At 59.9% G+C, this 14,086-nt stretch carries 12 protein-coding genes; 11 read left to right on the forward strand and 1 reads right to left on the reverse strand.

What is annotated here, in order from left to right; all coding sequences use genetic code 11:
* Nucleotides 1–94 precede the first annotated feature (94 nt).
* From lepA to acpS, 8 genes are read left to right on the forward strand one after another with little or no spacing between them, the layout of a single operon-like run.
* Nucleotides 95–1,894, forward strand: a complete 1,800-nt coding sequence (lepA, locus tag BLU26_RS16845; protein ID WP_092288542.1) for a translation elongation factor 4 — start codon at nucleotides 95–97, stop codon at nucleotides 1,892–1,894.
* 18 nt (nucleotides 1,895–1,912) lie between these two features.
* Entirely contained in the window at nucleotides 1,913–2,794 is an 882-nt protein-coding gene (lepB, locus tag BLU26_RS16850; protein ID WP_092288005.1) for a signal peptidase I, read from the forward strand.
* 53 nt (nucleotides 2,795–2,847) lie between these two features.
* Complete coding sequence (locus BLU26_RS16855; RefSeq protein WP_092288006.1) at nucleotides 2,848–3,225, forward strand: DUF4845 domain-containing protein; 378 nt, start codon at nucleotides 2,848–2,850, stop codon at nucleotides 3,223–3,225.
* Nucleotides 3,222–3,911 carry a ribonuclease III gene (gene rnc, locus BLU26_RS16860; protein ID WP_092288007.1) on the forward strand — a complete coding sequence of 230 codons (690 nt, stop codon included), beginning with the start codon at nucleotides 3,222–3,224 and terminating at the stop codon, nucleotides 3,909–3,911. Before BLU26_RS16855 ends, rnc begins: the two co-directional genes overlap by 4 nt.
* Nucleotides 3,904–4,806, forward strand: coding sequence for a GTPase Era (gene era, locus BLU26_RS16865; protein WP_092288008.1), 903 nt, complete (start codon nucleotides 3,904–3,906; stop codon nucleotides 4,804–4,806). Before rnc ends, era begins: the two co-directional genes overlap by 8 nt.
* Before the next feature lie 15 nt (nucleotides 4,807–4,821).
* A complete protein-coding gene (gene recO / locus BLU26_RS16870) occupies nucleotides 4,822–5,508 on the forward strand; it encodes a DNA repair protein RecO (RefSeq protein WP_092288009.1) in 687 nt (228 codons plus the stop codon).
* A 43-nt stretch (nucleotides 5,509–5,551) separates the two neighbouring features.
* The gene (pdxJ, locus tag BLU26_RS16875) at nucleotides 5,552–6,295 is read left to right on the forward strand and encodes a pyridoxine 5'-phosphate synthase (RefSeq protein WP_092288010.1); all 744 of its coding nucleotides are present in this window, start codon (nucleotides 5,552–5,554) and stop codon (nucleotides 6,293–6,295) included.
* A complete protein-coding gene (gene acpS, locus BLU26_RS16880; protein WP_092288011.1) occupies nucleotides 6,292–6,672 on the forward strand; it encodes a holo-ACP synthase in 381 nt (126 codons plus the stop codon). Before pdxJ ends, acpS begins: the two co-directional genes overlap by 4 nt.
* Here the strand turns inward: acpS and BLU26_RS16885 are convergent.
* The gene (locus BLU26_RS16885; protein WP_092288012.1) at nucleotides 6,661–9,441 is read right to left on the reverse strand and encodes a response regulator; all 2,781 of its coding nucleotides are present in this window, start codon (nucleotides 9,439–9,441) and stop codon (nucleotides 6,661–6,663) included. The genes acpS and BLU26_RS16885 overlap by 12 nt on opposite strands.
* Nucleotides 9,442–9,543: 102 nt before the next feature.
* Between BLU26_RS16885 and cysM the strand changes: the two genes are divergently transcribed.
* From cysM to relA, 3 genes are read left to right on the forward strand one after another with little or no spacing between them, the layout of a single operon-like run.
* Nucleotides 9,544–10,446 (forward strand): cysteine synthase CysM, encoded by a 903-nt coding sequence (cysM, locus tag BLU26_RS16890; protein WP_092288013.1) that lies wholly within the window; start codon nucleotides 9,544–9,546, stop codon nucleotides 10,444–10,446.
* Nucleotides 10,443–11,789 (forward strand): 23S rRNA (uracil(1939)-C(5))-methyltransferase RlmD, encoded by a 1,347-nt coding sequence (gene rlmD / locus BLU26_RS16895; RefSeq protein ID WP_092288014.1) that lies wholly within the window; start codon nucleotides 10,443–10,445, stop codon nucleotides 11,787–11,789. The genes cysM and rlmD overlap by 4 nt, the downstream gene beginning before the upstream one ends.
* Before the next feature lie 30 nt (nucleotides 11,790–11,819).
* Nucleotides 11,820–14,066: a GTP diphosphokinase gene (relA, locus tag BLU26_RS16900; RefSeq protein WP_092288015.1), complete on the forward strand. Its 2,247-nt coding sequence runs from the start codon at nucleotides 11,820–11,822 to the stop codon at nucleotides 14,064–14,066.
* The last annotated feature ends 20 nt before the right edge of the window (nucleotides 14,067–14,086 follow it).

Below are 14,086 nucleotides of genomic sequence, written 5' to 3' on the forward strand. Positions count from 1 at the left end.
CCGCCTCCTGTAATCAGGTACACTCGCCGGCTGTTTTCGGGGATATTTCCCGTCCACCGCCATGTCTGGCAACCACGTCTGGATGAACCGCGCTGTGAGTGATCTGAGCCTAATACGTAATTTTTCCATCATTGCCCATATCGACCATGGCAAGTCGACTCTGGCAGACCGCTTTATTCAGCTGTGTGGCGGACTGACCGAGCGCGAGATGGCGGCTCAGGTGCTCGACTCGATGGATCTGGAGCGCGAGCGCGGCATTACCATCAAGGCACACAGCGTGACGCTGTACTACACCGCCAACGATGGCAAAACCTACCAGCTGAACTTTATCGACACCCCCGGCCACGTTGACTTTCACTACGAGGTGAGTCGTTCGCTGGCGGCGTGCGAGGGCGCGCTACTGGTGGTTGACGCGGCGCAGGGCGTAGAGGCGCAGTCCGTAGCCAATTGTTACACCGCGATCGAGCAGGGCCTGGAGGTGATGCCGGTGCTCAACAAGATCGATCTGCCTCAAGCTGAGCCGGAACGGGTCAAGGCCGAGATCGAAAGTGTGATCGGTATTGATGCGACCGATGCCGTGGCCTGTAGCGCCAAGAGCGGCATGGGCGTCGAAGATGTGCTGGAAAGCCTGATCAAGACTATTCCCTGTCCTGAGGGCGAGATCGAAGCACCTTTGCAGGCGCTGATCATCGACTCCTGGTTCGACAACTATCTGGGTGTTGTCTCGCTGGTGCGGGTGAAGCACGGCCGCATCAAGAAGGGCGATAAGGTACTGGTCAAATCGACCGGCAAGCTGCATCAAGTCGATAGCGTGGGGGTGTTCAATCCCAAGCACTCGGAAACCCCCGATCTCAAGGCGGGCGAAGTGGGCTTTATAATCGCCGGCATCAAGGACATTCACGGCGCGCCTGTAGGCGACACCCTGACCTTGGCAGCAACGCCCGATGTGGCCATGTTGCCAGGTTTTCAGAAGGTTAAGCCGCAGGTGTATGCCGGCCTGTTTCCTGTCAGTTCCGATGACTTCGAAGATTTTCGCGAAGCCTTGCAGAAACTGACGTTGAACGATGCTGCTCTGCAGTTTGAACCGGAAAGCTCCGAAGCGCTGGGTTTTGGTTTCCGCATCGGTTTCCTTGGCATGTTGCACATGGAGATCATCCAGGAACGCCTCGAGCGTGAGTACGATCTGGACTTGATCACCACCGCGCCCACTGTGGTATTCGAGGTGGTGAAGAAGGATGGCGAGATCATCTATGTAGATAACCCCTCGCACCTGCCCGACCCCTCGATTATCGAGGAAATGCGCGAGCCTATCGTGCGAGCCAATATCCTGGTACCCCAGGACCACCTGGGTAGTGTTATCACCCTGTGTATCGACAAGCGTGGCGTGCAGCACGATATGGTGTTTCTCGGCACCCAGGTTCAGGTTACCTACGATCTGCCGATGAATGAGGTGGTGCTCGACTTTTTTGATCGCTTGAAGTCGGTCAGCCGCGGTTACGCCTCATTGGACTACAGCTTTGATCGCTTTCAGCCGGCCAAGCTTGTGCGGCTGGATGTGTTGATCAATGGCGAGAAGGTCGACGCCCTGGCGCTGATCGTGCACCGTGACAACGCTGCTTTCAAAGGGCGCCAACTGGTCGAGAAAATGCGGGAGCTGATCCCGCGCCAGATGTTCGATGTGGCGATCCAGGCGGCCATGGGCGGTCAGATTGTTGCGCGTTCGACGGTCAAGGCACTGCGCAAGAACGTACTTGCCAAGTGTTACGGTGGCGATGCCAGCCGGAAGAAGAAGCTGCTGGAAAAGCAGAAAGCGGGTAAAAAGCGCATGAAGCAGGTTGGCAGTGTAGAAATTCCGCAGGATGCGTTCCTCGCGGTGCTGAAAGTAGACAACTAGGAGCGTGACGCGCACACAATGACGCATATTAATTTCCCGCTGGTATTGGTGCTGGCTGTTGCCATTAGCGGTTTTCTTGCTCTGATCGATCTCTTGCTGCTTGCGCCTCGTCGTCGTCGCGCCATTGCGGCTTATGAATCCCAGGTAGACGTCGCAGATCCGCAAACCGTTGAGCGCCTGAACAAGGAACCGCTGCTGGTCGAGTACGGCAAATCCTTCTTTCCGGTGCTGGCGGTGGTGCTGGTATTGCGTTCTTTCCTGGTTGAGCCCTTTCAGATTCCCTCTGGCTCGATGAAGCCAACGCTGGAGGTGGGTGACTTTATCCTGGTCAACAAGTTTGCCTATGGCATTCGCTTGCCAGTAGCCGACACCAAGATCATCCCCATAGGCGACCCGCAGCGCGGCGATGTCATGGTGTTTCGTTACCCCAATGACCCGACCATCAACTACATCAAGCGGGTCATCGGTTTGCCGGGTGATCATATTCGCTATGCTGACAAACAGCTGTACGTGAATGGCAATAAGGTTGAGCACGAACTGGTTGAGATCATTCCCGATGACGAGGTGCCAGCGGGTCACCCGTTGCAGGCTTTGGCGAATGCGGCTATATATCGTGAGCAACTGGGTCAGGTGAGCCATCTGATTCGTCAGAAACAGTTGTCACAGACACCTCCGGACAAAGAATGGGTAGTGCCGCAGGGTTATTACTTCATGATGGGCGATAACCGTGACAACTCGAACGACAGTCGTTACTGGCATGCCGACGATATGCCCAGAGAGTTGTGGGGAATGGTTCCGGACAACTATATTGTGGGCAAGGCCTTCGCAGTCTGGATGCATTGGCCTGAACCCAAGCTGAGCAATCTGCCGAGCTTTTCGAGTGTTGCCTTGATTCACTGAGGCGCGGGTGGCAGTTGTCAACATAACATCAACAACGGACGTACGAGGTTATTATGCGCCACTCTCAGAAAGGGGCATCGTTTTTTGGCTGGCTGGCGGTTATTGCGCTGCTGATATTTGCCATGGTCATCGCAATGAAGTTGGTCCCCATTTATATGGATCACTTCGCTCTGCGTAACATCATCACCTCTATCAATGAAGACCCGAGCATCAAGATTCGTTCACTGCGTGATCTGAACTCGCATATTGACAAAGGTCTGCAGATCAACAGCATTCGCGACATCAATCCCAAGGAAGCGATCAAGGTGACGGCCAGCGGTAATGATGCCTACACCGTCGTGATCAAGTACGAGCAGCGGGCGCCGATGCTCAACACAGTGGATCTATTGGTCCATTTTGATGAAACCCATATTGTCAGACCCTTAAAGTGAGCAATAAGCTAGACCGACTGGAACGTAAGATAGGCTATCAGTTCAAGGACCAGGACCTGCTGGTGCTGGCCTTGACCCACCGCAGCCTCGGTGGTCGCAACAACGAGCGTCTGGAGTTTCTGGGCGACTCGATTCTGAATTTTGTCGCTGCCGAGATGCTCTTTCAACATTTCCCTCAGGCCCGCGAAGGGCAGCTATCGCGCCTGCGCGCACGTCTGGTGAAGGGCGTTACCTTGGCTGAACTGGCCAAGGGCTTCGATCTGGGGGAATACCTGCGCTTGGGCTCGGGTGAGCTGAAGAGCGGCGGCTTCCGGCGTGAATCCATTCTCGCTGATGCGACCGAAGCCATTATCGGCGCCATTTACCTGGATAGCGGTCTGGAAGCAGTGCGCGAGCGCGTGCTGCATTGGCTCGGCGGGCATATTGCCACGCTGACGCTGGTGGACAACAACAAGGATCCGAAAACCCGATTGCAGGAGTTTTTGCAATCGCGGCAAAGTGACTTGCCCCGGTATGAGGTGATTGAGAGCAGCGGCGAAGCCCACTGCCGCACCTTCAAAGTAGATTGTCAGGTGGACCTGCTGTCTGAGCGAACCTTCGGTGAAGGCAATAGCCGCCGCTTGGCCGAGCAGCAGGCCGCGCAGCTCGCCCTGATTGCCCTGGGTGTGGAGAAAGCAGATGACTGATGCCATCAGCCGCTGTGGCTATGTCGCCATTGTCGGCCGTCCCAATGTGGGCAAGTCGACCTTGCTCAATCACATTCTTGGCCAGAAGCTGGCGATAACCTCGCGCAAGCCGCAAACCACACGCCATACCATGCTCGGGATCAAAACCGAGGATGAGATACAGGCGATCTACGTGGATACCCCCGGCCTGCACAAGGAAAACGAGAAAGCGCTCAACCGCTTCATGAACAAGAGCGCCAGTCAGGCGCTGCGCGATGTTGACGTGGTGCTCTTTGTGGTTGACCGCACGCGCTGGACCGACGAAGACCAGATGGTGTTCGAGCGAGTGCAGTACGTCACTTGCCCGATATTGCTGGTGGTCAACAAGGTTGACCGCATGGACGACAAGAGCGATATCCTGCCGCACCTGGAGTGGCTGGCAACGCAGCTACCGAATGCCGAGGTGGTGCCGGTGTCGGCGCTGCATGGCCGCAACATCGACGTGCTTGAGCAATTGATCGCCGAGCGCCTGCCGGAAAGTGAACACTTCTATCCCGAAGACCAGCTGACTGATCGCAGCTCGCGTTTCCTGGCGGCTGAACTGGTCCGTGAGAAAGTCATGCGCCAGCTGGGGGCTGAAATACCGTACCAGGTGGCAGTCGAGATCGAGCAATTCAAGCAGGAAGGCAAGATCCTGCATATTCACGCGCTGATTCTGGTCGAGCGTGATGGCCAGAAAAAGATCATCATTGGTGATAGTGGCGAGCGATTGAAGAAAATCGGTCAGGAAGCGCGTCTGGACATGCAAAAGTTGTTCGGCAGCAAAGTGATGCTGCATCTGTGGGTCAAGGTGCGTCGTGGCTGGTCTGACGATGAGCGTGCCCTGGGATCCTTAGGCTACCGATTCGACGACTAAGGCGAACTTGACGCCATGTCTCTCGACCTGCAGCCGGCTTATGTGTTGCACAGCCGTCCTTACCGTGACAGCAGTGCACTGGTTGATCTGCTGACGTTGCGTGAGGGCATGCAGCGGGTGGTCTGGCGCGGTGCCAGGCGGGGGCGTGGGGTCAAGCCGCAGCCCTTTACGCCGCTATTGTTGAACCTCTATGGTCGTAGTGAGCTGAAAACCCTGCAGCAAGCTGAAGTGGCTGGCAGTCATGTTCGGCTGCAGGGTGAAGCGCTGTTCAGTGGCCTCTACCTCAATGAACTGCTGGTACGCCTGCTCTCCACCGGCGATCCACAGACCCTCCTGTTCGCCGCCTATCAGACTGCGCTTGAGCAACTGGCATCGGAGCGCGCGGTTGAACCGGTGTTGCGTGAGTTCGAATGGCAACTGCTCGAGTTGCTGGGATACGGTTTCAGTCTTGAGGTCGATGCCGAAGGCGCGCCGTTACAACCCCAGGGCCTTTATCATTGGGATGCCGAGCAGGGTCTGCGCCGAACCGAGCAGAGCCAACCCGGCCTGTTGCCAGGCTCCGGCCTGTTAGCCATGGCCAGTGGTGACTGGCAGCACGCTGCGGCCCTGCACACGGCCAAGCGATTGATGCGCAAGGCGCTCGCGGTACACCTTGGCGATCGCCCGCTGGTTAGCCGGCAGCTGTTTGCTGCCAAACCCTGATTTGCGGTGGCCCTTAACTACCACCGGTGAAAGGAGTGCAAACATGAGTCAGAGCAGTCGAGTGTTGCTTGGAGTGAATATTGACCACGTCGCGACCCTGCGCCAGGCGCGCGGCACGCGCTACCCTGACCCGGTACAAGCGGCTATCGAGGCTGAGCAGGCGGGGGCCGACGGCATCACCGTGCACCTGCGTGAGGACCGCCGCCACATCCAGGAGCGTGATATAGCGTTGCTGGCTGCGGTGCTGCAGACCCGAATGAACTTCGAGATGGCGGTGACCGACGAAATGGTGGCCTACGCCGAACAGCTCAAACCGGCGCATGTATGCCTGGTGCCGGAGCGGCGCGAAGAGTTGACTACTGAAGGTGGGCTGGACGTTTGTGGCAACGAGGCGCGGGTGCAGGCGGCGGTGGAGCGCCTGGCGGCCGTGGGCTCCGAGGTCTCTTTGTTCATTGACCCGGATGCGCGACAAATTGAGGCGGCCAAGCGGGTGGGGGCGCCGGTGATTGAGCTGCACACCGGGCACTACGCCGATACCGAAGGTGATGAGCAGGCGCAAGCGCTGAAGCGCATCGAGGTCGCCGTCAACTACGCACGCAAACTGGGGCTGGTGGTCAATGCCGGGCACGGGTTGCATTACCATAATGTCGAGCCCATCGCGGCAATTCCCGGCATCAATGAGCTGAATATTGGTCACGCCATTATTGCCCGTGCGCTGTTCTCCGGTCTGGCGCAGGCGGTCAAGGATATGCGTGCGCTGATCCTGGGTGCTGCGAGCCGCGCATGATTCGCGGTATCGGAACCGACCTTGTGCTGGTGTCGCGGATAGAAGCGGTGCTGGAGCGCCAGGGCGAGCGTTTCGCGCGGCGCATTCTCACGCCTGCGGAGTTCCAGCGTTTTGCGTCGCATCGTCAGCCGGCACGCTTCTTGGCCAAGCGTTTTGCCGCCAAGGAAGCCATTTTGAAGGCGTTGGGTACCGGGCTGGCGAGCGGACTGTCGTGGCAACACATGCAGATTGATAACGACGCCGCTGGTGCGCCGCTGGTGCGTTTGACCGCGGTGGCCGCCCTGCGACTGAAAGAGGGCGGCGGCGGTCGCATGTTGCTGTCGCTAAGCGACGAGCGTGAGCAGGCGCTGGCGTTCGCGGTCTGGTCACTCGACTGAGGCGGTTTCCAGCAGGCGCTCAATCGCCTGCATCAGCGAGGCAATTTCCGAATTGGCACTGTCGCCTTCCTTCAGTCTGGTTTCAGCCCGCAGACAGCATTGCCGCAGCTCCGGTACGCCGCAGTAGCGCGTGGCGCCATGCAGCTTGTGCACGGCTTCCAGCAGCTCATTCAGGTCCTGATGCTCCGCTGCCTGAGCTATGCGCGTGCGCACCGATGGCAGGTCGGCCAGCAGCATATCCAGCATGTCAGCGGCGAGGTCTTCCTTGCCGGCCGCCAGGCGCAGGCTTTCCTCGGGATCCAGTACCAATGGCATAGGGGCGGGCTTGCTGGATGCCGCCGACTCGCCACCGGTGACTCGGCCGAGCGGCTGTCCGGTCCATTTGTGTATGCACTCGCGCAGCTGATCTGGGCTGATAGGTTTGCTCAGGTAGTCGTTCATGCCGCATTTGAGCAGGCGTCGTCGTTCATCGGCCAGCGCGTGGGCGGTGAGCGCGATGATTGGCGTGGGACTCTGGCCGCTGACTGACTCGCCAAGGCGAATTTCTTCGGTGGTCTGGCGACCATCCATGCCGGGCATCTGCACATCCATGAAAATCAGATCGAAGCGCTGTTCTCGCAGCACCTCAAGCGCGTGCTCGCCGCTACTTACGGTCAGTACCCGAGTGCCTATCTCACGCAGGAAAGTTTCTACCAATTTGAGATTGGCGGCATTGTCATCAACGCAGAGCACGCTCAGGGAGTCAGGGTTTGCGCGACGTTCGACCCCGGCATCCGCCAGTAGGCTGATAGCTTCGTTGCGCGGTTGCAGCAGGTGCAGGGCCGCGCGAAACAGTTTGCGGGTGCATAACGGCTTGGAGAGCACCATGCAATGAGCGCTAGGCAGGTTATCCAGTTGTTCGTTCTGCTCGGTGGTGCTGGTCATGAGAATGCTCTGGCAGCGGCCGCTGTCGGCCCACTCGCGCATGCAGGCGATGACAGGTGACAGTGGGGTGCCGGCCGGCGGACTGCCCAGTACGACCAGTTTGATGTTTTCTCCATCGGCCCTAGCCAGTGCGGTATTGAGGGCGTGCAGGCTGGGGAACAGACTGATCTCCAGGCCAAGGTCCTGCAGACAGTGGATAAGTGCCTGCTGGCTGAGCGGCTGCGGCTCACAGACCCCGACCCGGAAGCCTTGCAGTGGCTTGCTCGGCAGGTCATCACTGGCCTGGCTGGATTTGTTCAAGCGCAGAGTCAGCCAGAACTCAGAGCCTTCGCCCGCCACACTGTTGAGGCCGATATCGCCCTGCATCTGCTCGACCAGACGCTTGGTAATCACCAGGCCCAGACCGGTGCCGCCTGGCTGGCGCGACAGTGAGTTATCTACCTGGCTGAACGCCTTGAAGAGCGACTTCTGCTGTGAGGGGGTAAGGCCCACACCGGTATCGGTAACGCTTAACCGCAGGGTGACCTGATCGTCGTCCTCGTCTTCCAGCATGGTGCGCAGGCACACCGAACCCTCGTGGGTAAACTTGATGGCATTGCTGATCAGGTTCGAGAGTATCTGCTTCAAGCGCAACTGGTCGCCACTCAGGCTGAGTGGCGTATCGCGGTAGATCAGGCTGACCAGCTCGACGCCCTTGAGGTGGGCTGCGGGGGCGAGCATGGTCAGGGTGTCCTGGATCAGGTCACGCAGATTGAATGGCATGTTCTCCAGCACCAGTTTGCCGGCCTCGATTTTGGAAAAATCCAGAATCTCGTTGATGATCGCCAGCAGGTTGTCGGCCGACTTGCTGATGGTGCCCAGATACTCTTGCTGACGGGGGCTCATTTCGGTGCGTTCCAGCAGATTGCTGAAGCCGAGAATGCCATTCAGCGGGGTGCGTAGCTCGTGGCTCATGTTGGCCAGAAACTCGGACTTGATGCGATTGGCTTCCTGCGCCGTCTTGCGCGCCATATCCAGTTCGATGTTTTGCACCTCAATGGTTTCCAGCGTCTGCTGCAGGTCTTCGATCGCCTGGTCAACGTTCTGCTGCATCTCGCCCTGCGCGCTTTGCAGTGCTTGCGCCATGGTGTTGATACCACTGGCCAGGTCGTCCAGTTCGCGGCTGCCTTGCTCTGCCAGCCGCACGTCAAGTTGACCCTTGCTGATGCGGGCGATGGCTTGGTTGATCTGCGCGACCGGGCCAATGATACGGCGCCCCATAGCGCTCACCAGCAGGCCGGTTACCACCAGTCCAATCAGGATCAGCACCAGGGTTGCCAACAGGCTCTGGTAACTGCGCAGCAGGGTATTGCCGTGGCTTAGCTCTACTTCCAGCCAGCCGAGCAGGGCGTCGGCTTCAAGATCTGGACGGTTGGCTTTTTCCAGTAGACCGGGGCTGGCCAACAGGGGCAGGGTGAAACGGGTGCTGTGCTTGCTGGCCTGGATTTGCAGGCCGGTGCCCGCCGCCAGGCTGCTTTCCGGGAGCGTGCGCTCGGTGGGCTGCATCTGCGGTCCGCTGTGCTCCAACAGCCGGCGCTCGCTGTCGTAGAGCGCGACGGCGCGCACATCCTGGTAGTTCAGGGTGCGGCCGAGCTGGCTGCGCAAGCGCTCGGGCTGCCGTGCCAGCAGGGCCTCGGTGGCTGGGCCTTGCAGGTGTTCGGCGGTCATCTGCCCGCGCTCAAGCAACTGCTGCTCCAGATCCTGCAACTGCTGCCAGCTGAAGTAACCGCCCAGCGCCAGCGCCAGCAGGCCACTAGGGACCAGTGTCATCAGCAGGATACGGGTCTTGATGCCGATCTCGTTCATTGTGTATATCCGCCACGCCGTTGCCGGTATCATAGGCCGCCTGAACAGAAAGCGCAGCCTTGGCGTCCGAATTGCTCCGCGCCCAGGCTCCCAGGGTGAACAATGACGATCGAATATCCAACCATTGCCGAATGCATCGGCAATACTCCGATGGTGCGCCTGCAGCGGCTGCCCGGCGCCACCAGCAATACCATCCTGGTCAAGCTGGAGGGCAATAACCCGGCTGGCTCGGTGAAAGACCGCCCGGCGTTGTCGATGATCGAGCGTGCCGAGCAGCGCGGCGACATAGTGCCGGGCGATACGCTGATTGAAGCCACCTCCGGCAACACCGGGATTGCGCTGGCCATGGTCGCTGCCATGAAGGGCTACCGCATGGTACTGATCATGCCGGACAACATGAGTGCCGAACGCAAGTCAGCCATGACGGCCTACGGTGCGCAGTTGATCGAAGTGACTCAGGCCCAGGGCATGGAAGGTGCACGTGATTTGGCGTTGCAGATGCAGGCTGAGGGCAAAGGCAAGGTGCTCGATCAGTTCGGTAATCAGGACAACCCCGAAGCGCACTATCAAGGCACCGGGCCAGAAATCTGGCGGGATACCGGTGGCAGTATCACGCATTTCGTTAGCTCCATGGGCACCACGGGCACCATCATGGGTACCTCGCGTTATCTCAAGGAGCAGAATTCAGCAATTCAGATCGTCGGCCTGCAGCCAATTGAAGGCGCCTCTATTCCCGGCATTCGCCGCTGGCCCAAGGAATATCTGCCGACCATTTTCGACCAGAGCCGCGTCGATCGGGTGATCGATATGGGACAGGCCGAAGCGGAAGTGACCATGCGGCGCCTGGCCCGGGAAGAGGGTATTTTCTGTGGCGTCTCCTCGGGTGGCTCGGTGGCAGCTGCGCTGCGCTTGAGCGCCGAGGTGGAAAATGCGGTTATTGTCGCGATCATCTGCGATCGTGGTGACCGTTATCTGTCGACCGGCATCTATGACGGCGACGCATGAACCGGCCACGTCAGCGTAAGCCGCGGCGCCCCAGTGCGGATGCGCCAGCGGCCATTGGTCAGCGTATCGAGCTCAGCCTGGAGCGCCTGACCCACGATGGCCGGGGTGTCGGCCGTTGGCAGGGGCGCACCGTGTTTGTCGAAGGCGGCTTACCGGATGAGCAGGTGCAGGCGCGCGTCGTGCGGGCGCGCAGCAAGCTGATTGAGGCGCGCCAGGAGCAGGTAGTGCGTGCCAGCGCCGAGCGCCTGCAACCGGTTTGCCGTCACGCTGAGCTGTGCGGTGGTTGCAGCGTGCAGCACATGCCTTCCAGCCGGCAGCTGGAGTTCAAGCAGCAGGCGCTGAATCAGCAGCTGACGCATTTTGCCGGTGTCCAGCCCGAGCATTGGCAGCCTCCGCTGGAAGGCCCTGCCTATGGTTATCGCCAGCGCACACGGGTGTCGGTGCGCTGGCAGCCCAAGGCCGAACAGCTGGAGGTTGGTTTTCGCCAGCGTGCCAGCAGTGATCTGGTGCAGGTGCAGGAGTGCCCGGTGCTGGTGCCGACGTTGCAGCCGGTGATCGCACACTTGCCAGCGTTATTGAAGACACTCACTGCTGCCCGCGAGATCGGCCACGTTGAGCTGATCGGCGGCGAGCAGCCGGCCATGGTGGTGCGCCACCTGCGGGTGCTGGACGCGGCTGAGCGTGCGGAGCTCATCCGCTTTGCCGAGCAGTACGGCCTGGTCTGTTGGCTGCAGGGCGACAACAACGCCCTGCAAGCCATAACGCAGAACGCAGAAGAACCCGCGTACCGGCTGGCCGACCAGAACTTGCATCTGAGCTTCGCCCCTGGCGACTTCACCCAGGTCAATGCCGAAGTAAATCAGGCGATGGTCAATCAGGCGCTGGACTGGCTGGCGCTGCAAGCTGGCGAGCAGGTGCTTGACCTGTTCTGCGGGGTCGGCAACTTTGCCCTCGCAATGGCGCGCCATGGCGCGCGGGTGACCGGCATTGAAGGCAGTGAGGTGATGGTGGCGCGGGCCCGGGCCAATGCCTCAGCCAATGGTCTGGCAGGGTTGCACTTTTTCTCTGCCGACTTGTCGAAGCCCCTTGAACTGCCGGCGGATGCCCCGAGCTATACGGCTGCTTTGCTCGATCCGCCGCGCGATGGCGCGCAGCAGTCGGTCGTGGACCTGGCGGCCCTGGGGATCGAGCGCATACTTTACATTTCCTGCAACCCGGCAACGCTCGCACGGGATGCAGGCATACTGGCGACCAAAGGCTACAGCCTGGTCAGAGCGGGGGTGATGGATATGTTCCCGCAAACCTCGCACGTGGAAGCCATGGCATTGTTCCGGAAGCACTAGCGCGCTGGTGCGCCGGACGAGGACAACAAGATGGTACAGGTCAGAGCGGAACATCCGACCAATCGTGACGGCAGCATCAATATCGACGCCTGGATCGAGCGTATCGATCGTCGTCTGCACCTGACGGCACCCCAGGTGCTGCGCGAGGCCTGCGAGTGGTCGCGCGACCTTGAGCGCGCTGCAATAGCGGCCGAGAACATCTGGGCGGATGGCGCCAGCAGCTATTTGACCGGTCTGGAAATGGCCGAGATTCTTGCCGACCTCAAACTCGATCAGGACTCGCTGGTCGCGGCCGTAGTGTATCGCGCGGTACGTGAACGCAAGACCGATCTGGCTGAGGTAGAGCACCGCTTCGGCGAAGTGGTGGCACGGCTGGTGGATGGCGTGCAGCGCATGGCGGCCATCAGCGTGTCGCAGAATACCGGCAAAAATACCGTGTTCAGCCCCCATGCTCAGGTCGAAAACCTGCGCAAGATGCTGGTCACCATGGTAGATGACGTGCGCGTCGCACTGATCAAACTGGCGGAGCGTACCTGCGCCATTCGGTCGGTCAAGGATGCGCCCGAAGAAAAACGCTACCGGGTCGCCCGCGAGGTATTCGATATCTACGCGCCGCTGGCGCACCGGCTGGGTATTGGCCACATCAAGTGGGAACTGGAAGATCTGTCTTTCCGTTATCTCGAGCCCAACCAGTACAAGCAGATCGCCAAGCTGCTGGACGAGCGTCGTCTGGATCGGCAGGAATACATCGACACCGTCATGGGGCAGTTGCGCGCCGCACTGGAAGAGGCCTCGATCTTTGGCGACATCACCGGCCGAGCGAAGCACATTTATTCGATCTGGCGGAAGATGCAGCGCAAGGGCATCGACTTCAGCCAGGTCTATGACGTGCGTGCAGTGCGCATTCTGGTACCCCAGGTACGCGACTGTTATACCGCGCTGGGCATAGTGCACAGCCTGTGGCGGCACATCCCCAACGAATTCGACGATTACATCGCCAATCCCAAGGAAAACGGCTACCGCTCGCTGCATACCGCTGTGGTCGGGCCGCACGGCAAGGTGCTGGAGGTGCAGATTCGTACCCAGGCCATGCACGAAGAAGCCGAGCTGGGTGTCTGCGCGCACTGGCGTTACAAGGGCACCGATACCGATACCTCCTCCAATGCCTACGAAGACAAGATCGCCTGGCTGCGGCAGGTGCTGGAATGGCACGAGGAAATGGGCGATATCGGCGGGCTGGCGGATCAGCTGCGGGTCGATTTCGAGCCCGATCGCATCTACCTGTTTACCCCGGATGGTCACGTGCTGGATGTACCAAAAGGCGCTACGCCGCTGGATTTTGCCTACCGGGTACACACCGAGATTGGCCATAGCTGCCGTGGCGCCAAGGTCAATGGCCGCATCGTGCCGCTGAACTACGTGCTGCAGACCGGCGAGCAGGTGGAAATCATCACCGGCAAGCACAGCAACCCGAGCCGTGACTGGCTCAACTCCAACCTGGGCTACGTCAATACATCGCGCGCGCGGGCCAAGGTGCAGCACTGGTTCAAGCAGCAGGCGCGCGAGCAGAACGTGCAGGCCGGCAAATTGATGCTGGAGCGTGAACTGACTCGTCTGGCGCTCAACGGCGCAGACTACGCGCAACTGATCGACCGTCTGGGCATCAAGGGCCAGGAGGATTTGTTTGCCGCCGTGGGCTCGGGCGACATGCGTCTTGCGCACGTAGTGGGCGTGGCCCACCAACTGGTTGAACCGGATCGCCACAGTGAGCAACTCGAGCTGATTCCGAAGAAGCCGAGCAAGGTCGGGCGGCGCGGCGATGTGTACATTCAAGGCGTCGGCAACCTGATGACCCAACTGGCCGGCTGCTGTCAGCCGGTACCGGGTGATCCCATTATCGGCTACATCACCCTGGGGCGCGGCGTGACCGTGCACCGCGCCGATTGCGCCAACGCCATGCAGCTGCAGGACCGTGACTCCGAACGGCTGATCGAGGTCAGCTGGGGCGGTGCGCCGGTGCAGACGTACCCAGTGGAAATCTACATCAAGGCCTATGACCGTTCCGGGCTACTGCGCGACGTCTCGCTGATGCTGGCCAACGAGAAGATCAACGTGCTCGAAGTCAGCACTCGTACCAACAAGGACGACAACTACGCGGCCATGCTGTTGACCATTGAGATTCCCAATCTCAACCTGCTGGGCCGCTTGCTCGGGCGTATCAGCCAGTTACCGAACGTGATCGAGGCGCGCCGCAACCGGCAGGAGAATCGTACGTGAGTTATCAGCTCGACGACCTG

Origin of the sequence: Halopseudomonas sabulinigri, from assembly GCF_900105255.1 — a bacterium.
GTDB classification, from domain to species: Bacteria; Pseudomonadota; Gammaproteobacteria; order Pseudomonadales; family Pseudomonadaceae; genus Halopseudomonas; species Halopseudomonas sabulinigri.